Source organism: Candidatus Enterococcus leclercqii (assembly GCF_009933135.1).
Lineage (GTDB): Bacteria > Bacillota > Bacilli > Lactobacillales > Enterococcaceae > Enterococcus_C > Enterococcus_C leclercqii.
The window spans coordinates 58,910-84,505 of sequence record NZ_MAEH01000004.1 but is presented as its reverse complement, the minus strand read 5'-3'; the positions used below and the strand labels follow the sequence as shown (position 1 = coordinate 84,505).

Annotated in this window: 25 protein-coding genes; 13 read left to right on the top strand and 12 right to left on the bottom strand. The window is 43.7% G+C overall.

Translation table 11 applies throughout. The annotated features are described in order from the left end of the window. Nucleotides 1-399: 399 nt before the first annotated feature. Entirely contained in the window at nt 400-933 is a 534-nt protein-coding gene (locus BAU14_RS01370; protein WP_161898302.1) for a 3'-5' exonuclease, read from the top strand. Between the two features lie 227 nt (nt 934-1,160). On the opposite strand, the gene BAU14_RS01365 is transcribed toward BAU14_RS01370, so the two are convergent. Beyond that, complete coding sequence (locus tag BAU14_RS01365; RefSeq protein ID WP_161898301.1) at nt 1,161-3,332, bottom strand: alpha-galactosidase; 2,172 nt, start codon at nt 3,330-3,332, stop codon at nt 1,161-1,163. Nucleotides 3,333-3,422: 90 nt separating this feature from the next. On the opposite strand from BAU14_RS01365, the gene BAU14_RS01360 reads away from it, so the two are divergent. Then, complete coding sequence (locus BAU14_RS01360) at nt 3,423-4,217, top strand: helix-turn-helix domain-containing protein (RefSeq protein ID WP_161898300.1); 795 nt, start codon at nt 3,423-3,425, stop codon at nt 4,215-4,217. A gap of 82 nt (nt 4,218-4,299) precedes the next feature. Here BAU14_RS01360 and BAU14_RS01355 read toward each other — a convergent pair whose 3' ends face one another. The 3 genes from BAU14_RS01355 to BAU14_RS01345 all read right to left on the bottom strand — a co-directional run bounded on the left by BAU14_RS01355 (nt 4,300) and on the right by BAU14_RS01345 (nt 6,243). Continuing rightward, nucleotides 4,300-4,827, bottom strand: coding sequence for a GNAT family N-acetyltransferase (locus BAU14_RS01355; protein ID WP_161898299.1), 528 nt, complete (start codon nt 4,825-4,827; stop codon nt 4,300-4,302). Beyond that, nucleotides 4,824-5,291, bottom strand: a complete 468-nt coding sequence (tsaE, locus tag BAU14_RS01350; RefSeq protein WP_161898306.1) for a tRNA (adenosine(37)-N6)-threonylcarbamoyltransferase complex ATPase subunit type 1 TsaE — start codon at nt 5,289-5,291, stop codon at nt 4,824-4,826. Before tsaE ends, BAU14_RS01355 begins: the two co-directional genes overlap by 4 nt. 196 nt (nt 5,292-5,487) lie before the next feature. After that, complete coding sequence (locus BAU14_RS01345; RefSeq protein WP_161898298.1) at nt 5,488-6,243, bottom strand: exodeoxyribonuclease III; 756 nt, start codon at nt 6,241-6,243, stop codon at nt 5,488-5,490. A 213-nt stretch (nt 6,244-6,456) separates the two neighbouring features. On the opposite strand from BAU14_RS01345, the gene BAU14_RS01340 reads away from it, so the two are divergent. The 3 genes from BAU14_RS01340 (at nt 6,457) to BAU14_RS01330 (ending at nt 10,175) form a co-directional block, all read left to right on the top strand. After that, nucleotides 6,457-7,365, top strand: coding sequence for a Gfo/Idh/MocA family protein (locus BAU14_RS01340; protein WP_161898297.1), 909 nt, complete (start codon nt 6,457-6,459; stop codon nt 7,363-7,365). Between the two features lie 326 nt (nt 7,366-7,691). Continuing rightward, entirely contained in the window at nt 7,692-8,591 is a 900-nt protein-coding gene (gene murB, locus BAU14_RS01335; RefSeq protein ID WP_161898296.1) for a UDP-N-acetylmuramate dehydrogenase, read from the top strand. A 396-nt stretch (nt 8,592-8,987) separates the two neighbouring features. Further along, nucleotides 8,988-10,175: a hypothetical protein gene (locus BAU14_RS01330; RefSeq protein WP_161898295.1), complete on the top strand. Its 1,188-nt coding sequence runs from the start codon at nt 8,988-8,990 to the stop codon at nt 10,173-10,175. Nucleotides 10,176-10,278: 103 nt separating this feature from the next. Here the strand turns inward: BAU14_RS01330 and BAU14_RS01325 are convergent, their stop codons facing one another. From BAU14_RS01325 to BAU14_RS01310, 4 genes are all read right to left on the bottom strand, one after another. Beyond that, entirely contained in the window at nt 10,279-10,923 is a 645-nt protein-coding gene (locus BAU14_RS01325) for an ECF transporter S component (RefSeq protein ID WP_161898294.1), read from the bottom strand. 49 nt (nt 10,924-10,972) lie between these two features. After that, on the bottom strand, nt 10,973-11,539 hold the full coding sequence (gene coaC / locus BAU14_RS01320; RefSeq protein WP_161898293.1) for a phosphopantothenoylcysteine decarboxylase: 567 nt from the start codon (nt 11,537-11,539) through the stop codon (nt 10,973-10,975). A gap of 74 nt (nt 11,540-11,613) precedes the next feature. Next, complete coding sequence (gene coaB, locus BAU14_RS01315) at nt 11,614-12,384, bottom strand: phosphopantothenate--cysteine ligase (RefSeq protein WP_161898292.1); 771 nt, start codon at nt 12,382-12,384, stop codon at nt 11,614-11,616. A 9-nt stretch (nt 12,385-12,393) separates the two neighbouring features. After that, on the bottom strand, nt 12,394-13,371 hold the full coding sequence (locus BAU14_RS01310) for a YhdH/YhfP family quinone oxidoreductase (protein ID WP_161898291.1): 978 nt from the start codon (nt 13,369-13,371) through the stop codon (nt 12,394-12,396). Nucleotides 13,372-13,675: 304 nt separating this feature from the next. Here BAU14_RS01310 and BAU14_RS01305 point away from each other — a divergent pair, with 304 nt between their 5' ends. The 7 genes from BAU14_RS01305 to BAU14_RS01275 all read left to right on the top strand — a co-directional run bounded on the left by BAU14_RS01305 (nt 13,676) and on the right by BAU14_RS01275 (nt 18,825). Next, a complete protein-coding gene (locus tag BAU14_RS01305) occupies nt 13,676-14,767 on the top strand; it encodes an ABC transporter ATP-binding protein (protein WP_161898290.1) in 1,092 nt (363 codons plus the stop codon). A 12-nt stretch (nt 14,768-14,779) separates the two neighbouring features. Beyond that, nucleotides 14,780-15,589, top strand: coding sequence for an ABC transporter permease (locus BAU14_RS01300; RefSeq protein WP_161898289.1), 810 nt, complete (start codon nt 14,780-14,782; stop codon nt 15,587-15,589). Then, nucleotides 15,586-16,434 (top strand): ABC transporter permease, encoded by an 849-nt coding sequence (locus tag BAU14_RS01295; protein WP_161898288.1) that lies wholly within the window; start codon nt 15,586-15,588, stop codon nt 16,432-16,434. Before BAU14_RS01300 ends, BAU14_RS01295 begins: the two co-directional genes overlap by 4 nt. Beyond that, on the top strand, nt 16,431-17,504 hold the full coding sequence (locus BAU14_RS01290; protein WP_161898287.1) for an ABC transporter substrate-binding protein: 1,074 nt from the start codon (nt 16,431-16,433) through the stop codon (nt 17,502-17,504). The genes BAU14_RS01295 and BAU14_RS01290 overlap by 4 nt, the downstream gene beginning before the upstream one ends. 275 nt (nt 17,505-17,779) lie before the next feature. Further along, complete coding sequence (locus tag BAU14_RS01285; RefSeq protein ID WP_161898286.1) at nt 17,780-18,121, top strand: hypothetical protein; 342 nt, start codon at nt 17,780-17,782, stop codon at nt 18,119-18,121. Between the two features lie 35 nt (nt 18,122-18,156). Further along, entirely contained in the window at nt 18,157-18,474 is a 318-nt protein-coding gene (locus BAU14_RS01280; RefSeq protein ID WP_161898285.1) for a DUF3784 domain-containing protein, read from the top strand. Between the two features lie 30 nt (nt 18,475-18,504). After that, complete coding sequence (locus BAU14_RS01275; protein ID WP_161898284.1) at nt 18,505-18,825, top strand: hypothetical protein; 321 nt, start codon at nt 18,505-18,507, stop codon at nt 18,823-18,825. Nucleotides 18,826-19,118: 293 nt separating this feature from the next. On the opposite strand, the gene ald is transcribed toward BAU14_RS01275, so the two are convergent. The 3 genes from ald to BAU14_RS01260 form a co-directional block, all read right to left on the bottom strand. Continuing rightward, on the bottom strand, nt 19,119-20,231 hold the full coding sequence (ald, locus tag BAU14_RS01270) for an alanine dehydrogenase (RefSeq protein ID WP_161898283.1): 1,113 nt from the start codon (nt 20,229-20,231) through the stop codon (nt 19,119-19,121). A 198-nt stretch (nt 20,232-20,429) separates the two neighbouring features. Then, the gene (locus BAU14_RS01265; protein WP_161898282.1) at nt 20,430-21,170 is read right to left on the bottom strand and encodes a C39 family peptidase; all 741 of its coding nucleotides are present in this window, start codon (nt 21,168-21,170) and stop codon (nt 20,430-20,432) included. A gap of 511 nt (nt 21,171-21,681) precedes the next feature. After that, complete coding sequence (locus BAU14_RS01260; RefSeq protein WP_161898281.1) at nt 21,682-23,631, bottom strand: ABC-F family ATP-binding cassette domain-containing protein; 1,950 nt, start codon at nt 23,629-23,631, stop codon at nt 21,682-21,684. 569 nt (nt 23,632-24,200) lie between these two features. Between BAU14_RS01260 and BAU14_RS01255 the strand changes: the two genes are divergently transcribed. Next, on the top strand, nt 24,201-24,842 hold the full coding sequence (locus BAU14_RS01255) for a redox-sensing transcriptional repressor Rex (protein WP_161898280.1): 642 nt from the start codon (nt 24,201-24,203) through the stop codon (nt 24,840-24,842). An 80-nt stretch (nt 24,843-24,922) separates the two neighbouring features. Here BAU14_RS01255 and BAU14_RS01250 read toward each other — a convergent pair whose 3' ends face one another. After that, nucleotides 24,923-25,288, bottom strand: coding sequence for a thioredoxin family protein (locus BAU14_RS01250; protein ID WP_161898279.1), 366 nt, complete (start codon nt 25,286-25,288; stop codon nt 24,923-24,925). Between the last annotated feature and the right edge of the window lie 308 nt (nt 25,289-25,596).

The following is a 25,596-nucleotide window of genomic DNA, read 5'->3' as shown; positions in this document are numbered from 1 at the left end:
AAAAATAATCAAGCGTGTCGCTTATGGATATCGGAACTTCCTGAATTTTCGCTCAAGAATCTACATCATCCAAGGGCTGATTTTTGTTTAAGAAAGAGCGAAAAATAAAAAAGCGCTCAGGCAAGAATTTTTTCCTGCCTGAGCTCATTCACTCATTCAATTTGAACTCACCAACACTATTTGACGAAGAGCCTCTTTTTGGTAGAAAAAAAGATTTAGAACGACTTCGCTTCTTAGACGAATACAGCTCTTCGCAGTAAATTATCAGTGGAATTTGGAGAAGTATTTCCGTAAGCAAACCTTTCACTTTTGGTAAAATTTCCTTTAATGGCACCGGTTTTTAAACTGTTTGTGGTATATTTTTTTGAAAGAGATTATTGGAAACGAGAGTGGCAGAAGATGAACTTTATCGCGATGGATTTTGAAACAGCCAATTTCAAACCTTACAGTGCTTGTTCGCTGGCGCTAGTCATGGTGCGGGACAGCCGCATTGTAGGAGAATATTATACATTGATAAAACCAGAGACCGAGTTTTTCTGGAAAAATATCCAGATTCATGGGATTCGACCTGCTGACGTAGCCCAGGCACCAAAATTTCCGGAAGTTTGGGAACAGATTGCCCAGTACTACAATCCGAAAAGCTTAATCGTCGCCCACAATGCACCTTTTGATAACGGTGTTTTAAAGGGGTGCTTGAATTATTACAATCTGGAACAGCCGGAGTTTTTGTCGTTGTGTACAGCCCGGACTAGCCGCAAGTTATATCCTGAGTTTCCTAATCATCGTTTAAATACGATGTGTGAAAAGTTGGCCATTCGCTTAGACAATCATCACGATGCACTAGAGGATAGTCGGGCTTGTGCGGAGATTTTATTGCGACAAGAAAATGATTTTGGCATTGAACCCTTGAAAAAACTGGTGACGATTCAATAGAAGAACGCTGATAATCTTTCTGACACTGTTTGTTGAAGCAAAAGCAAATGACAAGTAACCTCCACTGGTCTGTAGTGGGAGTTGCTTGTCATTTTATTGTTAACTATTTCAAAAATTGATATTTCTTTCACTTTTAAAATACAAATATCGTAATTATCACAGGCACTCTTTCTAGTCTATTACGTGGGGAACAAGTCTTGTTAGTTAGAAATATTTTACATAGGATTCTACAATTTTTGGTAGTGCCGGTAAAAACTTTGAAAATCACTATTCATAGGAGGAATTAAGATTCCAGCATGGTTCAGTTCGCTTCCGCTATAGCGTTCTTGACTAGTTGCTTCCAAGTAGTCTGCATCATCATCCAGATACTTCAGCTGTAGTTGGTGAATTTGCTGTGCTGACTGCGCGAGGCCATTGCTGTAGACTAACAATGCCTCAATCTCGTTTTTAAATAGCCAGGCTGTGGCGAAGAGGTGATCTGGTAACTGGAGACGATAAAATTCACCGAATTGAAGCAGCTGACGGTGGGCTTTATAAAAAGTGATTTGTTGCCGAATTATTTCCAGATCTTCTGGTGTTTGTTTTTGAAGAGACAATTCATAGCCAAAATTTCCGCTCATTGCAACTAGACCACGAGTTTCCAAAGGCGTAATTCGGCCTACTTGGTGATTAGGAACATCTGAGACATGGGCCCCCATCATAACTGGTGGATAAAGATAGCTGTAGCCAGATTGGATGCGCGTACGACAGAGGGCATCAGAGTTGTCACTAGTCCAAGTTTGAGGCATGAAAGCCATCATTCCCGGGTCAAAGCGACCGCCCCCGCTGGAGCAATTTTCAAACAGTACGTTGGGGTAACGCCCAGTGATAGTCTCTAAAATCCGATACAGTCCGAGAACATAGCGGTGACTGATTTCTTTTTGACTATCTGCTGGCATCAGTTGATTACCGACTTCTGTCAAATGTCGGTTCATATCCCATTTGATGTAATCTACATGGCCATCCTTGAGATAACCATCCAGCATGTCAATCAAAAAATCTTGTACGTTTTTTTGACTAAGGTCCAGTACCAGTTGTCCGCGTCCTTCTGTCATGGGATAGTTGGCTACTTGCAGGACCCACTCGGGGTGTTGTCGGAACAAGTTACTGTTCTTTGAGACCATTTCCGGTTCGAACCATAAACCAAACAGTAAGTCTTTTTCGTGGATTTTTTTTGCTAGTCCAATGATGCCTTCGGGAAGCTTGGTCGTATCTGGCTGCCAGTCTCCTAGAGAAGTTGTGTCGTCGTCTCGTTTGCCAAACCAACCATCGTCTAAAACAAAGAGTTCAATCCCAAGATCTTTAGCTTGCGTTGCTTGAGAGAGAAGCTTTTTTTCAGTAAACGAAAAGTAATTTCCTTCCCAAGTATTCAACAGAATCGGCCGAGCTTTATTTTGCCAAAATTCCGGGATTAAATGCTCTTGGTAGAGTTTGTGGAAGGTTTGTGACATTTTGTTGAAGCCGCTATCACTGAAATTTAACACCACTTCTGGCGTTTGAAATGCGGCTTTTGGCGAAAGTTTCCAACTGAATTCTTCCGGATGAATCCCCATCTGGACACGGGTACTACCGTATTGCTCCACTTCCGCTTGGGCTAAAAAGTTGCCGCTGTAAATTAGGTGAAAGGCGTAAATCTTTCCTTGATCTTCAGTGGCTTGAGGCTCTGCTAAGGCGATGAAAGGTTGATGCTGTGGACTGCTAGTCCCTCGTAAGGAGCTAATTGCCTGAATGCCACTACGCAAATGACTGCGATTGATATTGGCTTCATCCGTGTGAGACCCATCCAATGTCACAAAGTCAAAGTCTTTTGAGGGAAAATCTAACAGCATTGATCCCGCTTGTTCCAAATAGACAACTTGTTCAGAGTCGTTGTGGTAAGTAATACTGCGAGTAATTACTGGACGGTCCGGGTAGATGGTGTAAGTCATGACTTGACTCAGCTGTTGAATAGTATCCACCAAAGTAATTTGTAGTGTTTCCGCAGCTGGGCCACGTAGCGAAGGTAATCCGGCTAGCTGTGGCTTGCCGGTTATAATCTGATAGTCACTGAATTCAAAGGCGGTCACTCCTTCGCCAGCTAAATTGCGAAATCGATAATTGGAAACACGGTAATCGAGACTACCATTCGTGCTGGTTTCCAGAGGCAGCGTATTTAATGAAAAGTGACGCTCCTCGGCGATTGGATTGGTAGCAAAGCCACGACCAATCAGCTGTAGTTGATTGCTACCATGATAGCTAGTCAATGGGGGGCCAAAATAACGATGTGTAAGATATTTACCTTTTTCAATCCCGATGACATAGCTGAGTTGATCATTTTTTAAATGGAAAAACTGTTGTGATTCATCAAAAGTTATCAACATAATTAAGCCCTCATTTCTATTTGCTTAACCAGAGTGTACGCTGCATAATAGAAGACAACAAGACGAGATAATTGTAGGGAGGGTAAAATATTGCAGATATTTCTACGACAATACCATTATGTACAAACACGCCAGTTGCCGATATTGCAAGCAGCTAGCTGTGGGCAGGGAAATCAAGAGTACAATTGGGATGCTAGTGTACGCAAAGAGCGACTGGTAGTCTTGCAGGTGACCCTCAGTGGTTGCGGATTTTTGGAACACCATGGGGAGGTCAAAGAACTGCCGGCTGGAAGTGCTTTTTTAGCAGCAATGCCTGGGAATTTTCGCTACTATGGCGAAGATTGGCAATTTTTTTATTTAGAATTTTCATCAATCTTCAGCCAATGGTTAGAACTACCCCTGGCAGTTTTTCAATTGACAGAGGAAGAATTGAACCATTGGCAAAAACAAATCCAACAGTTAGAAGAACTGCCTCTAAGTCTCTATAAAAATGCCCAAATGGCCATGACACTTTTTTTGGAGATAAATACTTTATTGGCAAAAAAACAGGTACCCCAAGACCCACTCATCAAAAGAGTTAAAAAATACTTGGATCGTCATTTTCAAGAAGATCTGAGTTTGACTGAGGTGGCAGATCATTTTGGGCTATCCAAATACCAACTGATTCGCAAGTTCGAGGAAAACTACCATACAACACCGATTACTTATCTGAAGAAGATCCGTGTTATCCACTCATTGGAGTTACTGTTGGGGGAAGATAAAATTGCAACAATTGCTCGCCAAGTAGGCTATGCCAACGGGAACTATTTCAGTAAGGTGTTTCGCAGTGAGATGGGAATGAGTCCCAGTGAGTATCGAGATAGTCGCAAACGCTACGGGCAATGAATTTGTTATCGAAGTAGTAAGGCAAATGCCAAAAAACGATTGCGACCTGTTTGATCGCAATCTTTTTTTGGCTATGGGGTTTTTAATCAATCATTCGGCTCATGAGCCAAACATCTAAAAAGTGACCGTCATCGGCACGGGCGCCTCGGACTAATGTTCCTTCAACAGAAAAGTCGAATTTTTGATACAAGGCAATTCCTCGCTGATTGTGGACTTGAACAGTGAGTTCTAAGCGTCGGATGATTTCTGTTTGTTCTGCCCAATAAATCACTTCGTCCAGCATTAAGCTGCCTAGGCCGACACCCCAGTATTCTTGTAAAAGGGCGATGCCGACTTCACCGATATGGCGGGTACGGGGATCACTGTCAGCTGTTACTGATGCAATTCCTGCTAAAGCTCCCGTGGAAGTCTCGGCTACCAACAACAAATTATTGGGACTTTCTTCAATGGCTGTCAATTGATGGCCCAATAGTTCCGGTGTAAGATCCATGCCGAAACGATCCAGCGCGATGAACTCGGTTTCACTGCCTAAAAGCTGCATCAGCTGTAATAAGTTTTGGGCATCGGCAGCTTGGGCTTCTCGCAAATGAATTTCTACAGGTCCTTTCATGAAAGATTCTCCCAAGCAGCCAGAATTCTTTGTTCAAAAGCACTTCCTTGTGTACCGAAGACTTGGAAAGAAGCTTTGCGACGATCAGGATCTGCGCTGTCTTTCTCCAATATCAATTCCAGATAGTCTGTTGGCAAACTGTCTGCCAACATGTTGCCCCATTCAACTACGGAAAGGCCGTCACCTTCGAAATATTCATCTAAACCCAGATCGTCGGCACCATATTCTACCCGATAAATATCCATATGATACAGCGGCAGGCGACCGGCAGTATATTCTCGGATGATTGTATAGGTGGGACTTTTGATCATTTGAGTGATCCCCAGTCCTTTAGCGATTCCTTTAGTCAAGGTGGTTTTGCCAGCACCTAGATCACCAGTCAATACCAAAACATCTCCCGGCTGCGCTACTTTTCCGATGAGCTCAGCTAATTTTTCAGTTTCTAATACATTTTGCAGCAGCATCTCAGTCATTCCTTTCACCACCGCCTGTCTGAAAAGTTCAGCATGCCAGCGGCCTCTTTGCTAGGGTCAGTATACCTGTTTGCTGGTAGTAACGCAAAACCCGACATCCTTTAAGACAATTTGTATAAGAAACACCAAACAGCACCGTTTCTTTGTTGCGAAACGGTGCACTGTAAAAATTCTGTGGGTCGAAAACTTACAAATGAATATCCAGTTCTACCGGGCAATGGTCGCTGCCGAAAATATCTGTGTGAATCTTGGCATCTGACATTTTGTCCTTCAAATCCTCGGAGACGACAAAATAGTCAATGCGCCAACCTGCATTGTTTTTGCGGGCGTTAAAACGATAGCTCCACCAAGAGTAGACCCCCTCTAAATCAGGGTAAAAGAAGCGGAAAGAATCGACAAAACCGGAATTTAGCAGTTGGGTGAATTTTTCCCGCTCTTGAGGAGTGAAACCAGCATTTTTCTGATTGGTTTTCCAGTTTTTCAAATCAATGTTTTCGTGGGCAACGTTTAAATCACCACAAAGGATTACCCCTTTTTTACTGTTCAACTGATTGAGATACTGACGAAAATCGTCTTCCCAAGTCATACGATAATCTAGTCGTTTCAGTTCGTTTTGAGAATTTGGGGTGTAGCAGCAGACCAGATAAAATTCTGGATACTCCAATGTGATGACACGGCCTTCTTGATCATGAGATTCAAGACCAATGCCATAACTGACAGATAAAGCCGGTTCTTTGGCAAAAATCGCTGTTCCGGAATAGCCTTTTTTGACAGCATAGTTCCAGTATTCGTGGTAATTTGGCAAATCCATTTCAATTTGACCGGCTTGCAGTTTGGTCTCCTGCAAACAAAAGAAGTCGGCGTCTAATTCATTGAAGACTTCCATAAAGTTTTTTTGCATCACGGCGCGCAAGCCGTTGACGTTCCAAGAAATCAATTTCACGTATCATTTCCTCCAGTTGGTTTTTAAAGCAGTGGCAGCTGTTATCGCAATCCAGGATTACTATTGCGAAAAATTTCAATCAATAGCAGGGCATCTGATGATACAGCCGGCTGTTAAAACCTGTTTCTCTGTTCATTTTAACGAAAGTTGCGGTAAGATGAAAGAAAACACCCCTGTCAAAATGAGACACGAAGCAGGAGAAAGAGGCGCATTATGAAAGTTGGAGTGGTTGGAATCGGAAATATCGCTCAAAAGGCATACCTGCCAATTTATGCTGAAGCAAGGGACCAAGCGGATTTTTACTTCGCCAGTTCACAGAAAAGTACCCGCCAGTTGCTGAAAAATCGCTATGGTTTTAAGCATGTTTATGAAAATATAACAGAGCTTTTGGCCGAAAAAATGGATGGCATACTGATTCATGCAGCCACAAAAGCGCATTATTCGTTGATTAAAAAGTGCTTGGAAGCCGGCGTTCATGTTTTTGTGGACAAACCGCTGACAGAATCAGCTGTTCAAAGTCTTGAATTGCAGCAATTGGCCCAAAAACGCGGACTGCTCTTGATGGCGGGCTTCAATCGGCGATTTGCGCCGTTGGTTCAAGAGTTAAAAGCCACACCGGAAAAGCATCTCTTGATCTTGCAAAAACATCGAATTAATAAGCCGCAGCCAGTCAAATTTGTGATTTATGATCTGTTTTTACATCTGGTGGATACCGCAGTCTATTTATTAGAAGAGCCGGCTGTGTTTGCTGGCGGCGGGCTGATGGTCAAAGATGGGCTGTTACACAAGGCACATCTACAGTTGAAAACAGCAAGTAGCAGTGCTTTTTTGCATATGGATCTAGTGAGTGGTACCAATTTGGAAAATTATCAGCTGACAGCCACCAATGGCCGGTTAGAGCTAGCAGAATTGACTCGTCTGACAGTGACAGACCAACAACAAATCGTTGAAAAGCGGGGCAATGATTGGGAAACAACGCTAACTAAGCGAGGCTTTGCACCCATGGTCACGGCCTTTTTAAAGGGAGTCGAAACCGGTGATGGTAGTTGTCTACGCCAAGAACGGGTGTTGCTGAGTCATCAATTGTGTGATGAGTTATTGCGGCACGCAAGCCAAGATTAGCACATCAGCACGACAGCCCCAGAGTTCTGACTGTTATTTATAATAGCAGCAAGCCTCAAAGACTATGGGCAGTCGCAGCTTTCACCACGGACTAGCCACCTTTTACAACTCGTGCTAAAATAAGCGAGATGTCAATTGACCGCTGTTTGTAGACTCTATCCGATAAAAAAGTACGAAACAGGATATAGCAAATGCGAGAAAAACAGTGAGTAAACACAGATTCTGAGTCGCTAAATGTGCAGTAACTTACCAAGAAATATAAAAGCAAACTGCAATAAATACTACGCTGACAGCAGAACCTGTCTATAAAAAGAGAGGGACTATTCTTGAAAAACGAATTTAAAGCACAATTTCCCACCATTACAATTTTAGTGGATGAGCCGCTAATGAATTATACCTTTACCAAAACCGGCGGACCAGCTGATTTGTTAGCCTTTCCTAAATCTGCGGAAGAAACGAAGGCGCTGGTGGATGCTTGCAGAATACAGCAGATTCCCTGGATGGTGTTGGGCAATGCCAGTAATTTAATCGTCAAAGATGGTGGTATTCGCGGTCTGGTGATCATGTTGTCAGACATGACAGCAGTCACCGTGACAGATACGCTGATTACAGCAGAAGCAGGCGCTAAGCTGATTGATACCACTTATGAGGCACTGGCGGCTTCTTTGACAGGATTTGAGTTTGCGTGTGGTATTCCTGGCAGTATTGGTGGTGCAGTCTTTATGAATGCCGGGGCTTACGATGGGGAGATTCGAGAGGTCTTTGAATCTTGCGATGTGCTGTTAGCAGATGGCTCGATTCTGACGTTAACCAATGCTGAGATGGATTTCAGCTATCGTCATACGATTATTCAAGAAATGGACGGCATCATTTTACGGGCTCGTTTCCGTCTGACACCTGGAGATCACCAGCAGATTGAAAAACGGATGAAGGAATTGACGGAGTTGCGCTTGCTGAAGCAACCGCTGGAATATCCATCCTGTGGCAGCGTCTTTAAACGTCCGCAAGGTTACTTTACCGGAAAATTGATCCAAGATGCCGGCTTGCAAGGCTTAAAATGGGGGGGCGCGCAGATTTCCGAAAAACACGCCGGCTTCATCGTTAATATTGACAATGCCACCGCAACAGATTATATCCAGCTAATCGCTCACATCCAACAAGTCATTAAAGAAAAGTTCGATGTGTCACTGGAAACGGAAGTTCGGATCATTGGTGAAGATCAATAAGCCGTTTGTTTAGATAACGAGTTATGTTTTATGTCAGCAGCCACGAGAAACGAATCGTGGCTGCTATTTTTTGGCAACCAGCCAGCAAGCATACTAAAAAGATGAAAATGATTGTTTTTGATACTGTGAAAAATGAGGCTTCTGGAACCAGCCAGCTGCTAGTGTATTAAACCGTTGATCTGTGAAAGAGCAGAAAATCAGACTCGGTTCAGCTGAAGTACCGTCAGTAGCGAGTGCGTCTCATCTGGCTTGAAAGCGAAGGTAAGATAATGCTTACAGTAAAAAATGTGAAAAACGATAATCAGAAAAAGCTTCCTATCTTGAAATACCCGTGCTCCCTTGGTATGCTCAAGTGGAAATAAAATAATTGTTATTTATGAGAAAAGAGGTAGAATCATGAAAAAGGTTAGGGTACTGGTAGGTGTTTTAGTAGGGTTCTTGTTACTGACCGGTTGTGGCAAGAAGGTGCAAGAAGAATATTATGGGGCGTTGAACAGCAACACGGAAAATAAAACCGTCGATATCAGCTTTAAAATCGATCAGTTGGAACTTGCTATGGCCAATGATGAGGATGCTGCAGCAGGGATGCTGGCAAACAGCATCTTGAACAGCTTGAAAGATGCGCAATTGACCGGCACAGTTGCCAATGATACAAAAAATGACCGGCTGCAGATGGATTTGGAAGTCAAAGTGTTAGGTTCTACTTTTCCAGTGGAAATTTTGACAGACAATAAAAAACAAGTCGCTTATATGTCTACCGATATTTATCAGCAAATCATGACATTGGCCGGATCACTGATGGGGAGCGGGGATCTGGGAGCAGCGGTAGATACAGAGGCTTTAAAAGGAAAGTATCTGGAATTAAACGCCGAAGACATGAAAGATTTACTAGCAAGTAGTGGCAGCCAAGGAACTACGGAAAGTGGTACCGCAGCAATCACCGCATTACAGACAAATAGCGACCTCATGAAGAAGTGGTTGTTGACCTTGGAGGCGGATACTTTCAAAAAAGACGGCGATAAAATCAGCCACACTTTCACGAAAGAAGAGCTATCTGATTTTGTAGCCTATGCTGAAAAAAACGGTGACAAAGAAGCCAAAATGGCCGCAAGCCAGTTGAAAGAAACCTTACAAGATCTGACGGTCGTTGATTTGGCAACGACAGTGGATACCAAAAACGGTGCACAGGATATGAAAATGACGATGACCGGAGCGGCGGACGGCAATACGATCAATGCGGCATTCAGCGTCACAATGAAACCTACCGACAAAAAGGCGGAAGTCAAAATGCCTGCCGCAGATCAAATTGTGACAGAAGAACAGTTATCTGATCTGTTGGGGGCTGGCAATCTTTCTTCCGGCGATTTGACAGAGGAAGATTATGATTTTTATGATGAAGGCGACTATGAAGAAGAGCCGCTGACAGATGAAGAATTCCAACAAATGTATGACGAACTGGCAGCCACCAAAGAAGATTACACACCAGAAGAGCTGCAAGATTATTTGGACATCTTTGAAGATTACGTGACACCAGAGCAGTTTGCTAAACTGCAAGAACTCCTTTCCGAGGGTAGTTCCTTGTGAGAAAAGCGTAGAGAAGAATACAATGATTGAATCAAAAAAAAGCGACCTGCAATCGGAAATTACCGAATCAGCAGATCGCTTTTTTACTTTTCACCTATAAGTGTTACAGAATTTCAGTTTCGTTTTTTCGGTTCAGACGCAGCAAAATGCTGGCAATTGCCGTAGTTAAGAGGCCGCCGACCAGAGCTTCGGGCACCCCTTGTGTACCAATGACGGCCAAAATAGCACCATAGACTTGATCTGCACCTTTATCAATCAGTTTTCCATACGCGTCCTTGAATAAAAAGTAAATCAGGTTCATCACCAGCAAAGTGTTGGTGAGACCTCCTGAGACACCGGCAATAAACAAGGCAACACCGTTTGCCTTGTCTTTTGACAGGCGACGGCAAAGTTTATAGACATAATAAGGAACAACACCAATCAAAATACGCGGAATGATTGCGACGATCAGTGCCTTCCAACTGCCGTGATCGGTTCCGATGATGGGAATAAAAGGTGAAAAGACAAATGCCAAAGCGCTGGGACGTGTCGTGGCATTGATGACACTCATCACACCGAAACTAGCTCCCAAAAAGGCGCCCAATCGCGGGCCTAAGACTACAGAAGCGATGATCACTGGTACGTGGAGAATCGTGGCATTTAGTGGTCCGATGGGGATGAAACCCAAAAACGGTACCACCGACATCAAGATCATGATTCCTAAAAAGAAGGCGGTCAATACGATATCAAAGGTTTTCTTGTTTTTCATTGTGCTAACTCCTGTCGCAATGGATTATGGTGGGAAGATTGCCTGTCGTTCAGTCTTGGCTACGGTCGTTTTCCGCCAGTTCGGTTTCGATGGCTTTGACGATCATTTCGACTGTGGCCAGAGCCCCCCGTCCGAAATCACCGCAAGCTAGCATAGCTTCCCGCGGCTCTATCTCTTTATACCCAACTTCCTTCAAGTAAGCAAGATTTTTTTGATTGACGGGATTTTGATACATATAAGTATTCATAGCTGGAGCGATCATGCGGGGCGTTCCGGGACGAATCGCCATTGCAACCGTTGAAACCATGTCATCAGCAATTCCGTTAGCCAATTTACCGATGGTGTTGGCAGTAGCCGGTGCGACGACGAAGAGATCTGCCTGTTTAGCTAAATCAATGTGGTTGATCTGATCGGGTTGGTTTTCAGCCATGACATCGGTATGGACTGCTCGCTTAGATAAAGATTGTAACGTCAGTGGGGTGATGAATTTTGTAGCATTTCTAGTCATCAAAACGTCAACAGCATAGCCCCGCTTTGTGAGCTCATTGGTAAGATCGGCTGCTTTGTAAGCAGAAATGCTGGCGGAGACTCCCAGCAGGATATGTTTTTGTTTCATGAAGAAAACTTCCTTTCCATAAAGTATAATCGTGCACTAAGTCTCAATAGCTGAAATTTGAAAGCTATTGAGACTTAGCCTTTGTTGACAACTCTCGCTGCTACGGTGGTTAAAATCAGTTGAGCAATCGCGGATTTGGAATTGGCCTCGCCTTTGACGCCGGTATGATCTAACAGATAGCCGTGATGTTGTCCTTCTTTGATGGAGGTCAGGTCATTGGCCAATACATAGTCGGCTCGGTTTTTTGCCAGATTGTCTGCGGCTACTTTGAGTAATTCCTCTTTGGTAACGTCCACTAGCAATTTGAAGCCAACTAAAAGCGTCTGCGGCTGCTTTTCTTTAATCATGGCGATGACTTTTGGCGTCTGTTGTAATACCAAAATCAAATGCTCGGTTTGGGAGGATAGCTTTGTTTGAGTTTGGGTTTGCGTCGCGGTTTTTCGCAACAATTCATTGAAGCGCTGCCCGTCAAGCATCTCCTCGTTGTCACGAGTAGACAACCAATCATTAAAAACAGCTAACCAAGTATCCTGGTCGCTTGAAACTTCAGGGGTAAAGTCGCTGACTGCCATCGAATGGATCACTGCATCATAAGGCTGCTTCTCTAATAGAGCTGCCATTGTTTCATGTAACTGCTGCGTATTTTCGATTCGGTGCAGTCGGATGCGAGGATCGATTGGCGGTTCGACGGCGCCCTTGGCTATGATGTAATCAACAATGGTGGTTTGTTGGGCCAATGCTGCTTTTGCCAATTCTACGCCTAACTTTCCAGAAGAGTGATTGGTAATGGTGCGGACCTCGTCGATTTTTTCGGAGGTACCACCGGCTGTAATCAAAATGTGCATATTTTTCACCTACATTCTAACGATAGTGCGGCCGCTGTGCGTACCGGCCAAAAGCGCTTGTGCAATTTGGGGAACTTCAAAAAGAGAGACTTCTGTAACCGGCAGATTCTGTAAAAAGTGCAGATTCTGCGCCAATTCCTGCCAGACCTGTACACGCTGTGTCATAGGAACATTTACCGAGTCAATACCTGCTAAGGTGATTCCTCGTAGGATAAAAGGCAAGACCGTAGTAGTCAATTTGATGCCGCCAGCATTGCCGCACAGTGCAGCTACCCCACCATAATAAACGGTGGGCAGAATCTGTGCCAGTAAATCGCCTCCGACTGTATCAATCACGCCATGAAATTCTTGTTTTGAAAGGGGCCGGGGCTTTTCTGTGATGAAATATTCCGGTTGGATGATTTCAGTAGCACCCAACTTTTTCAATTGATCGGCTACATCTTTTTTACGACTGACCCCTGTAATATTTTGATAGCCAAGCTGTGATAACAAGGCAATAGCAAAACTACCCACACCACCACTAGCTCCTGTGACTGCTACCGCTTGTTCAGGCGTTGTTTTAGCAACAACCTCGCGAAGTGCTAAAGCAGCAGTAAAGCCAGCTGTACCAATAAGTGCAGCCTCTCGGAGACTCATGGTTTCGGGCAGTGGCACGAGCCAAGAGGTTGGAACAGCCTGAAATTCACTGAGGCCACCGGGATGACTGACTCCCAGACCAAAGCCGGTCACTAGTACAGGCAAGCCCTCAGGAAATTGGGAATCGCGACTTTCAACGATGACACCAGCTAGATCGATGCCAGGCGTCATGGGATATTGACGGAGGACGCCGCCTCTTTCACTTAGCGCCAGCGCATCCTTATAATTGACTGCCGACCACTGTACGCGAATCAGCACTTCGTCGGCTTTGGGTTCGGGCCGGGGAATCTTTTCTACAGTAACGGCGAAGGTTGGTTCGTTTTTTACGATTAATGTGTGGCTTGTTTTCATGTTACAAATCCTCCAATCAAAAGAAAATGACAATTTGCAGAAAGTCGCCATTTCCCCATTTCTTTCCAATCAATGATACCATAAACACAGTATGCCGCCACAGGATATCTTCTTGGAAACAAAGGGGAAAGACCTGCCTGCAACAGGGATTTCCCTCTGAAAATATTTCTGGAAACGGGCCTGAATTTTTGCTTGTTTTTTCTGCAAGAATCAGTATGCTTATGAAGTAACTTAAAAAAACGGAAGTAGCGTTTCAAAAGGTGCCACAACGGCAACGAAACGCTATAAAAAGGGGAGGACGACAGTGGCAAAACCGATCATTTCATTCGAGCACGTGACTAAGCGCTATGAAGATACTGACGATGCGGTGCTGAAAGATATCAGTTTTGATATCGAGGAAGGAAAGTTTTACACATTATTAGGACCATCCGGCTGTGGCAAGACCACCATCTTGCGGATCATCGCTGGATTTTCCGAAGCAACCGAGGGAGACATTTATTTCGATCAGAAACGAATCAATGACATCCCCGCCAATAAACGCCTAGTAAACACGGTGTTCCAGGATTATGCGCTATTTCCGCATATGAATGTTTTCGAAAACGTAGCATTCGGCCTGAAGATTAAAAAATTGCCGAAAGCGGAAATCGAAAAGAAAGTAATGGAGGCTTTGCGCCTGGTCCAGCTGAAAGGCTATGAGAAACGTGAAATCAGCGAGATGTCAGGTGGACAACGGCAGCGGGTGGCTATCGCCCGAGCCATCGTTAACGAACCGAAAGTTTTGCTTTTGGATGAGCCATTGTCTGCTTTGGACTTAAAACTGCGGACGGATATGCAATATGAATTACGGGAGCTGCAACAGCGCCTGGGGATTACCTTCATCTTTGTCACCCACGACCAAGAAGAAGCGTTGGCGATGAGTGACATCATTTTTGTCATGAACAAAGGTAAAATTGTCCAAAGCGGCACACCAGTGGATATCTACGATGAACCCATCAGTCACTTTGTTGCGGATTTTGTCGGTGAATCCAATATCGTTTCCGGCACGATGATTGAAGACAACCTAGTCGAATTTGTAGGCAAACGTTTTGAATGTGTCGATGGCGGTATGCGGCCCAATGAGCCCGTCGAAGTCGTCTTGCGACCAGAAGACCTTTCTATCACGACAGTGGATCGGGGCAAGCTGGTGGTAAAAGTCGATACTCAGCTTTTCCGCGGCGTCCACTATGAGATTATCTGTTATGACGAAGACGGCAATGAGTGGATGGTCCATTCTACCCGTAAAGCCAAAGAGGGTAGCCAAGTTGGCCTGTATTTTGAGCCGGAAGACATTCATGTAATGCGTTTCAACGAGTCAGAAGAAGATTTTGACGCTCGTTTGGAAAGCTACGAAGAATAGGGGGGCGCGGATATGACAAAAATGCGGCGCCTTTACTCAGTTCCTTATTTTTTCTGGCTGTTGTTGTTTGTGATTGCACCGGTATTGTTGATTGTCTACCAATCGTTTTTTGATATGGACGGCAACTTCACCTTTGCGAACTATCAAACGTATTTAGGCAGTGGCAAATACCTGACCATGACGCTAAATTCAGTCGTTTATGCTTTTTTTATCACTGTTTTGACACTAGTGATTAGCTACCCGGCGGCTTATTTTTTGACGAAGCTCAAGCACAAAGACTTGTGGCTGTTGTTGATCATTTTGCCCACCTGGGTGAATCTGCTGTTGAAAGCTTATGCCTTTATTGGGATATTCGGCGTTCACGGTGGTATTAATAATTTCCTGGGACTCTTTGGGATCGCACCGAAACAGATTCTCTTTACCGATTTCAGCTTTCTGGTAGTTGCCACTTATATCGAACTGCCATTCATGATTATGCCGATCTTCAATGCCTTGGAAGAATTGAATCCGTCATTGATTTTTGCTAGTCGCGACTTAGGAGCCAATAGCTTTGAAACCTTCCGGCGAGTGATTTTCCCACTGTCTTTAAATGGTGTTAAAAGTGGTGTCCAAGCTGTCTTTATCCCCTCCTTGTCGCTGTTCATGTTGACCCGTCTGATTGGCGGCAACCGAGTGATTACTCTCGGGACTGCCATCGAACAACACTTTTTAGTGACTCAAAACTGGGGGATGGGTTCGACTATTGGTGTGATTTTAATTATTGCCATGTTTATCGTGATGCTCCTCACCGGTGAAAAAGGGAAAGGGGGCCGCCGCGCATGAAGAAAAAGAAATTTCGTTGGTCAAATTTTTATTTGGCAATCGTCTTTATTGTGTTGTACCTGCCGATTTTCTACTTGATTTTTTACTCCTTCAATGCCGGCGATTCCATGAACAGCTTCAGTGGTTTTTCACTCCAGCATTATCAAGCAGTCTTTCAAGACACTCGCTTGATCATTATCGTGTTGAACACGTTCATGTTGGCATTTTTGTCGGCACTTTTGGCAACGGTTATCGGAACTTTCGGTGCAATGGCGATTTATTACACAAAAAAACGCCGTACGCGTACAGCGCTGCTATCGGCGAATAATATTTTGATGGTTTCACCGGATGTCATCATTGGTGCCAGCTTCTTGATCTTTTTTACGATGGTGGGAAGCGTCTTTAAAAGTTTCCAACTGGGCTTTACCAGCGTTTTGTTGAGCCACATAGCTTTTTCAATTCCAATTGTGGTTTTGATGGTCTTGCCAAAGCTTCAGGAAATGAATGATTCCATGGTGGATGCTGCACGAGATTTGGGTGCCAATAATTTGCAAGTGTTGCAGAATATCATTCTGCCTTTCTTGACCCCAGGTATCATTGCCGGCTATTTTATGGCTTTCACCTATTCACTGGATGATTTTGCCGTGACCTTCTTTGTTACGGGAAATGGCTTCACCACGATGTCCGTAGAGATTTATTCTCGTGCTCGACAAGGAATCAGTTTAGAAATCAATGCTTTATCGACACTGGTCTTCTTGTTTTCTATGATCCTGGTTGTGGGCTATTATTTCATCAGTAAGGAAAACCGCGTGAAAAAAACGGGACGCCAACGCCGTAAAGGATTGGAGGTGCCGGAAATCCGATGAAACGACTACAATCTTTGATTATTGGAATCATAGCGATCATTTGTGTGTTACTTTTGGGGGTTAAGCAGCTGGAACACGCAACGGGAATGGCCGGTGCCAAAGTCGTCAATATCTACAACTGGGGTGACTATATTGATCCTGATTTGATTGCAAAATTTGAAAAAGAGACCGGCTACAAGGTAAATTACGAAACTTTTGATTCCAATGAAGCCATGTTCACTAAAATCCAGCAGGGTGGCACTGCTTACGACATCACCATCCCTTCTGAATATATGATCCAAAAGATGATGAAAGAAAACCTATTGATTAAGCTAGACCACAGCAAGATCAAAGGGCTGGCGAACATCCACGAAGATTTCTTGGATTTGAGTTTTGATCCAGGCAATCAATATTCCATCCCTTATTTCTGGGGAACGTTGGGCATTGTCTATAACGATAAATTTATCAAAGAAGGCGCCCTCACTTCCTGGAATGACCTTTGGAACAAAGAGTACCGGGACACGCTGATGGTTATCGACGGTGCCCGAGAAGTCATGGGAATCGGGCTTCAAAGCTTAGGTTACTCTCTGAATTCCAAAGACGACAATCAACTACACCAGGCATTTGAACACTTGAAAGGGTTAACCCCCAATATCAAAGCCATCGTAGCTGACGAGATCAAAATGTACATGGCAAACGAGGAAAGCTCACTGGCCATCACCTTTTCTGGAGAAGCCGCGGACATGATGTCTGAAAATGAACACCTTCATTATGTCATCCCGAAAGAAGGCTCCAATCTTTGGTTTGATAATATTGTCATTCCAAAAACGGCTAAGAACGTTGACGGGGCCTATGCGTTTATCAATTTCATGTTGGAACCGGAAAATGCGGCACAAAACGCCGAATATATCGGCTACTCCACGCCAAATGAAAAAGCCAAGGAACTATTACCCAAAGAGGTTTCTGAAGACCCCCAATTTTATCCAACTGATGACATGTTGAAAAATATGGAAGTCTACGAGGATCTAGGCAAAGACTACCTGGGGATTTATAACGATTTGTTCCTTGAGTTGAAGATGTATAGGAGATAATGGCAAAAGGCTGTAAGAATGGGGATTTATCAACGTTCTAAAGAGGAAAAAAACGTCTTTTTCCTATCTGGATTTTCCAATTTTCTACCAAAAGCGGCTGAAAAGCCGCTTTTTTTGTGTCATTTTTTCTACCACGTTTTTCTACCAGAGAAAAGTGGCTGAGAAGACTATGGAGTAGGGGATATTTTAGTATAGTTAATAAAGTGGTTTCGAAAAAATTTAAAAGGAGTAGAATAAAGATAAGTCACTTGGTAGGAAAATAAGGAGCGAAAAAAATGATCAATCAATTGCTTCCATTTTCGGTAAATAAAAGTCTCTTGAATATTTTGATTGCTTTCGCATTTGTTTGTTGTGTTATTGCGTATGTTACCAAACTGAATAACGGATTTGTCTTTACTGATCTTACGAGACTTTTATTTTCAAAAGTTTTACCAGATGAGAAAGTTGAGCAACGCACGGGAGAAAAAGTTTCAACGTTCATCTTCAAATATATTCAACCTGCATTGTTTATTCTTTTACTTTTCCATGAGAATGTATTACTACAAAGATTTGGAATTCTCGGGATTTTACTATTCATTATTTATCTGGCAGGTAATTATTTTAGAAAGCCAGACTAATATTTATCAAATTTATTCAGTATGGGGGAAGAAGATTGTTTATTGCTAGCATCTTTTTATTAATTTTGATGATTCTATTTATCTTGATGGGAATACAATTCCGTCGTGGTAATTGGCTAAGATTAATTGCGGGCAATACATTCGGTGACTTAGCTAAAGAAGACGCAGCTAGAATAGGGAGAAAAACTGGCATAATGATGTACTTTGCAGCATTCATTTGTCTATTTATTGCTTGGTGGCTGCCGTTTAGTGATAATCAAGTACTATTGTGGATTGTAATGGGCATCTCACTAATTTCAAGTGGTATTATTCTCGTTTTTAGCTTGAAAAAATGGATTAGGGATGGCTATTAATTAGCTTGAGGGTTAAGGGGAGGTCAGATGATGGCACTAGAAGATAAGGATTTTATTCTTCGGCAGGTGAAGCAACTTGCGCGAGGGTTGGGAATGATGCTTAGTAAGAACACACTAAAAGAGTTGGTCAACTATGAGCAATCTGAGGCGGATTCATTAAGTGATGAGGATATCGAGGCAATCATTTTGATGATAGATGTTGAATCTAAAGCAAGACGAGAGAATTTATCAGAAAAAGAGCTAACTGAACAATTTGGAATGACGAATGAGGATTGGAAAAGTTTAACTCAGGGAAGCCGCTTGCCCACAACAGTGGAAAGTAAGGCATTGACCGATTATTTATCAAGTTGAGCTATGTAAGTATTGGAAAGTGATTTTCGAAATTGAACTAGTATTTATTTTTCTATTAAAAGGGATTATGAAAACAGCTTAGTTAAGAACAAAGCATCAAGACCTTATCCGCTTATCCAGGATAAAGTCTTGATGCTTTTTAAACGAAGTGGTAGATTTTCAAATTGAAATTTTTGTGGAAACTGCTTTAAATTTAGACAGGGGATTTTTTGTTTCCTCTAGAGGTGGTTTCTCAGATTTTGCGCCAGAAAAACATTTTTTTATGAGCGGTATAAAAAGCTGGTATTTGCAGATCAAATCATTTCAGCTAATTCTGTGTAAGGCAAATTTAAATCTTCAGCGGCGGCTTGTAACGTTAGTTTTCCTTGGTACGTATTGACACCGCGATACAGGTCGGGGTTTTCATTCAAAACGTCTGCTAACGGTTTGGCTGCCAAGCGTTTCATGTAAGGAAGAGTGGCATTACTCAATGCGTAAGTTGAGGTTTGCGGGACAGCACCAGGCATATTGGCAACGGCGTAGTGGATGACTCCTTCACGGGTATAGATAGGGTTGTCATGAGTGGTGACCTTATCGCCGGTCTCAAAAATGCCCCCTTGGTCGATGGCAATGTCGACAATTACGGAACCTTCTGGCATACCGGCTACCATTTCCCGAGAGACCAGGCATGGAGCTTTGTGCCCGGGAAGAAGGACGGCGCCGATTACCAAATCAGCTGTTTGTAAAGCTTCTCGGATATTGGTGGTATTGGAGGCGAGAGTTTGAATCTGGCCGTTGAATTGATTATCCAGTTCTTTCAGGCGATTTAAGTCGATATCGATGATTGTGACCTGCGCACCAAAACCGTTAGCAATCTTAGCCGCATTGGTTCCGGAGATGCCGCCGCCAATTATCACGACTTTTCCTTGTCTGACGCCGGGCACGCCAGACAGTAGGATGCCTTTGCCGCCAGTCTGTCGTTCTAAAAATTGTGCCCCCAGTTGCGGCGCCATCCGACCAGCAATTTCACTCATCGGTGCTAAAAGGGGGAGACTGCCAGTTTTTGTTTGAACATTTTCGTAGGCAAGCGCATTCACTTTTGCTGCTAACAAAGCTTCAGCCAGTTCTTTGTTGGCAGCCATGTGCAAATAAGTGAAGAGGATCAAGCCTTCTCTAAAATAATGGTATTCTTCTTTGACGGGTTCTTTGACTTTCAATACCAGTTCGCAAGCCCAGATCTCATCAGCGGAGTCTACGATTTTAGCACCGACTTGGCGATAGTCACCATCAGTAATAGCTGACCCAATACCAGCCCCGGTTTCCACCAGTACTTCGTGTCCTGAATTCACTAGCTCCAACACACCGCTAGGAGGCAGCGCGACCCGATTTTCGTTGTTCTTGATTTCCTTTGCAATTCCGATTTTCATCCCAACACCTCGTTTTTTTGTCTGAATAATTCGATTTATTTCTAATTATAGCAAAAAGAAAGCGACAGATAAAATGAATCCCAAATCAAAGCTCTTTTAAAAACCGGCAAAATCCTCTGCTGAGATGTGTCAATCTAAAAAAGCCCCTCGAGCGTGTTTCACTCGAAGGGGGGAGAAAGGCTTGTTTTTACTTGCAAATCAGAGGGCCGGCGCGTCAGTGAAGGCCCAGTAGTTGACAATCTGATCTTGGAGTTCATCAGGAGAATAGCTCGTGTAGCTGTGACTCTTGTCGTTATCATCAGCTGGATCTAGAACGGTGATCATTTCATTTTCCATACGGGCCAATACCATGATGTGACCGCGTTCTGTGAATTCGCCAGCAGTCACGGAAACCACTACGGGAATTCCTTTTTTCAGATAGGCCTGTGCTTGAGTAAAGTCATTTTTGAGGTCATGGCAAACATACCCCTGTTCTTTGGCGAAAGCTGGGAAAATACTCCAAGCGGTACCTTCGCCTTGGCGATAATAAGTTTCACCTGCCCAAGAAGTGATGTCCAAAGGATTGATCTCTCGTTGTTGGAAATAGGAATGAATCATGGCAAGTGAAGCAATTGCACAGCCATTTTCGTAAATGTTTTGGGCGCCGTCATTTCCGTAAGGTTCACCAGACCAGCGCTCATCTGTTTGAAGAATTAGCGGTGTTTTGACATTCTCGTTTTTCAAGTATTCGTTTGCTTCCTGAGCGTAAGTCTGGGGAGTGTCCCAATAGCCAGTCTGAGCCATATTTTCAATGACTGCTTCACCTTCCACGTAGGATGATTCATAGACTGACCAGTCCGCTCGTTGATGGAGCGCAATACCTAAGCCTAACAAAATGAAACTGACCCCGAGAATGAATTTTCCCAGTTGAGGAATAAGGACGTAACGATGATGGCGCATGGGACTTCCTCCTTTAAAAGTTTGATTTATCTACAGAATGGAGCGAAAAGTGGCGCAAAATTTTGCTTTTCAGTGGAGATACCGTTCTTATCTATTGAAACAAAAGCGGTTCTAAAATGCATCAGTCTAAAGTCCTATAGCTTGAAAATATGCAAATAACGATGGGGATAATCAAGCAAAGTTCTTTGCTTACTAAATTTGACTAGCTGGGAAAGTGTGACTGCGATATCAATCATTTCTAACCGATAACTGGTGAACATTTCATCTGATTAAGAAAGAAACTAGATGCTAACAAATCGTTGCGATAATTCTTGTGTCAAAGTCTGTATTTGAAATTTTTAGCACTGAAAAGAAAGTCACCTCCACTTTTTTTAATGGAAGTGACTTTCTTTTCAGTGTAACTCATGTTTGTAACTCATGTTTAGTAGTGTTCATTTCAAAAGAGGGTGACAGGAATATTTTCACCGTCCCTTGTTGAAAATAGCGGCTCGCGCTAAAACGTCACGGCAAATTATGAGCGGTTTTCCTGGTAGTCTTCCAATTCCAACGAAAGCTCTTCCCATTCTTCTAACAAGGTTTCTTGCTGCTGCTGGGCCTCTTCCAGCTGTTGGTTCAGCTGATTGAGCTGAAGGTGATCATCCAAGACTTTAGGATCGGCCATTGCCAGTTCCAGCTGGTGGATGACTTCTTCTAAGTGGGCCATTTTTTCCTCAGCTTCAGTCACTTTTCGTTGCAGAGAACGCAGTAATTTTTGCTGCTCTTTACTCTGCTGGAAGTTTTGTCGGCCACTGGAAGGTTGGGCTACGGCTGTTTCTTCACCGGCTAGCATGGCGGCAATTTCTTCTTCTTCTCGCTTTTTCTCCAGATAGTAATCGTAATCTCCCAAATACAGTTTGCTGCCAGTTTCGGAAAGTTCGATGACTTTAGAGGCGATTCGGTTGATGAAGTAGCGGTCATGAGAGACAAAAAGCAGCGTACCTTCATAATCAATCAGCGCATTTTCCAATACTTCTTTGTTATCTATATCCAGATGGTTCGTGGGCTCATCTAGAATCAGAAAGTTTTCTTTATCCATAGACAGCTTGGCTAGTGCGACCCGAGCCTTTTCGCCGCCAGACAAGAGGGCGATCGGTTTTTCCACATCCTCGCCGGAAAATAAGAAGCCTCCCAGTACATTGCGAATCGCTACTTCCGGTGTTCCGGGGTGTTCATCCCACAATTCTGATAAAACGGTCTTGCGGCTATTGAGATCAGCTTGTCCTTGATCGTAGTAGCCGATAGATACATTGGTACCCATAGTGACTTCCCCGCGAAGCAGTGGCAATTTACCAATCAGTGATTTCAACAGCGTGGATTTGCCAATCCCATTTGGTCCCACCAGAGCAATTGCATCTTGGCGACGAATATCCAGATCAATTGGGTCAGAGAGGATTTCTTCTTTGCTGTAACCGATGGCAGCGTCTTCTAATTGACAGACGACATTGCCGGAAGGTTTTTCAATTTCAAAGAGAAAGTGGGCAGACTTTTCATCTCCTTGAGGACGATCTAGGCGGTCCATTTTCTCCAATTGTTTGCGGCGGCTTTGGGCCCGTTTGGTGGTGGAAGCACGAACCAAGTTGCGGGCTACGAAATCTTCCAGCTTATTGATTTCTTGCTGTTGTTTTTCATAGGCCTTCCATTCACTTTGCAGCTGTTCAGCCTTCAAATCCAGATAGCGGCTGTAGTTGCCTTTATAATGACGCATGCGGTGACGGCTGAGTTCGTAGATTTCCGTGACGACTTTATCAAGAAAATAGCGGTCGTGGGAAACGATTAAAAGGGCGCCACTGTAATTTTGCAAGTAGTTTTCCAACCAGGCCAATGTCTCAATGTCCAGATGGTTGGTAGGTTCATCTAAGATTAAGATGTCTGGACGGGTCAACAACATACGAGCTAATGCCAGACGGGTCTTTTGCCCGCCGGAAAGGGTATTGATCTTCTGTTCGTAAAAACTTTCGTCAAATTGAAAGCCGTGAAGCACCGAACGAATCTCGGTTTCATAGCCGTAGCCGTTTTTCTCAGTGAAATCGTGCTGCAGCTGATCGTACTCCTTTAGCAGTTTGGTGTAGGCTGTTGAAGCGTGGTCTTGGGTGTTAGCAATCGCCTGTTCCAAAGAACGTAGGCGAGCTTCCATTTTACGGACTTCTTCAAAAGCGGCCAGCATTTCGTTCCAGATGGTTTCCTCGGAATCCAGACCAGTATCTTGGGCTAGATAACCCATGGTGGCAGTTTTGTTTTTGGCAATTGTTCCTTCATCCGGTGCCTCTAGTCCGGAAATGATCTTCAACAATGTAGACTTGCCGGCACCGTTGCGACCCACTAATCCGATTCGAGAGTGATCAGCCACCTCCAGTTGAATATTTTTGAATAAAACTTCAGCCCCGAAGAGCCGAGCGATTTGATTGGTTTGTAGTAAAATCATAGTTTTCAGTTCCTTTATTATGATATGAGGGAATCTTTCTACTCAGCGGCAAAAGTTTACAAAAATTTGCGGTTTTTGTCGCTTAGACGGACTGTTAGGCACTTAGCTAACCAGACCTTCAATCGCAGGTAATGATTGGCTTCTAACTTGTGAAAAAAAGCGTCATTTTGTGACGAGCCATCAGCAAGCGAGGGATTCCTCGTAAGTCTATCATATTTTCCTGACCGGCGCGACGGCACTGCCCAAGGAAAAACTTAGAAAAGGTTTGTTTGTGAGCAATCTTGTTGTTTTTTCACAAGAATCCTGTTATTATCCCGATAGCAAGTGAAAAATTCACAAATAATCGGGGCTTTTTTCGTCAAGCATTTGAGAAAAATGATCCGGAACTGATAAGAATCACTAAGGTTTCTCTGTTATTAGCGGAAACCAGCTGAGGAAACTGAGGGTGGCCTGTGTTTGTAAGTGGCGCGAGCCGGTTAAAACAAGCAATCAATTGCAGACAAATGGTTGACAGGAGACAGTCAGTTTTCCAAAAAAATATTCACAAATCATATTGAGGAGGATTTTCTTTGAAAGAGCATGCTATTCCAAAGGCAACTGCTAAACGCTTGCCTTTGTACTATCGATATTTGCGTATCTTGAACAATTCTGGTAAACAAAAGGTGTCTTCTACTGAGCTTAGTGAAGCCGTCCAAGTGGACAGTGCCACCATTCGTCGTGATTTTTCTTATTTCGGCGAGCTCGGCAAACGCGGCTATGGCTATGATGTAGAAGCCTTGATGAACTTTTTTGCCAAAACATTGAACGACGACCACATGTCAAACGTGGCTTTGGTGGGGGTCGGGAACTTGGGTAGTGCGCTGTTGAAATACAAATTCCACCAATCCAATTCTATCCGCATCAGTGCAGCGTTTGATGTCAATGATGATATCGTGGGACGAATCGTGGACGGAATTCCTGTGTATCCTCTGAGCGACATGGCCGAACAAATCAAACTCCAACAAATTGATATCGCAATTTTGACAGTGCCTGCTGAAACTTCGCAGCCGATTGTCGATGAGCTGGTTAAATCCGGAATCAAAGGAATTTTGAACTTTACACCGGCGCGTCTGCATGCACCGAAGAGCGTCTTAGTCCAAAACGTTGATTTGACCAATGAGCTGCAGACCTTGATTTACTTTTTACATGCCAACGAAAAAGCGACCGACTAATAGTTAAAAGACCCGCCGAAAATCAGGCTGCGTATGCAGTGCCTGCTTTCAGCGGGTCTTTTAAAGTGACAGGAAAAACTTTAGTCTGTTTTGGTGGCTCCAAACAGTTGTGCATAATCAACGGGTTCATTGCCGGCAGATTGATAATCACCAATCTTTTTTTCCAACCGATCAAAATCGATGAAGCGTGCTTGGCGATCCACCTCTTTGCCTTTTGCAAAAAGTAGTACAGCGGGAGCAGTCATCACTTGAAATTCACCGGCGACTTCGGGTAATTGGTGAGCATCGAATTGATAGATAGGTACCTTGAAATCAGACAAGCGTTGAATCAACTGTGGTTTGACTGAGACGCAGACGCTACAGCCGGGTAGCGACACATAAGCTACTGCCAAATCTGCGGCTGCCAATTGTGATAACCCATCATTGAAATCTGTTACTGGGATCATGACATTCACCTCGAGTAGTTGGTTTGCTGAAATGCTGTTGGCCTCAAAGACAGCAGGTTTTGTTGTTTATAAGGGAGAATCAACACACATCAGTTCTTTATCTGCACTTTAAAGCCTGCTGTCGCTATTGTCAAAACCTCTGTTTTCTCGTGAGGTTTTCCTAATTTTTCTTTAGAAGATCTGGAAAGTCTTGTCAGGAAAATAACCCGGCGGTATAGTGTGTGAGATGTCAGGACAGCATGGCTGGTCTGGCGGGTAGTCAGCGAGTGATTTACATAAAAAGAACAACAGGTCATGAGTTGATCTGT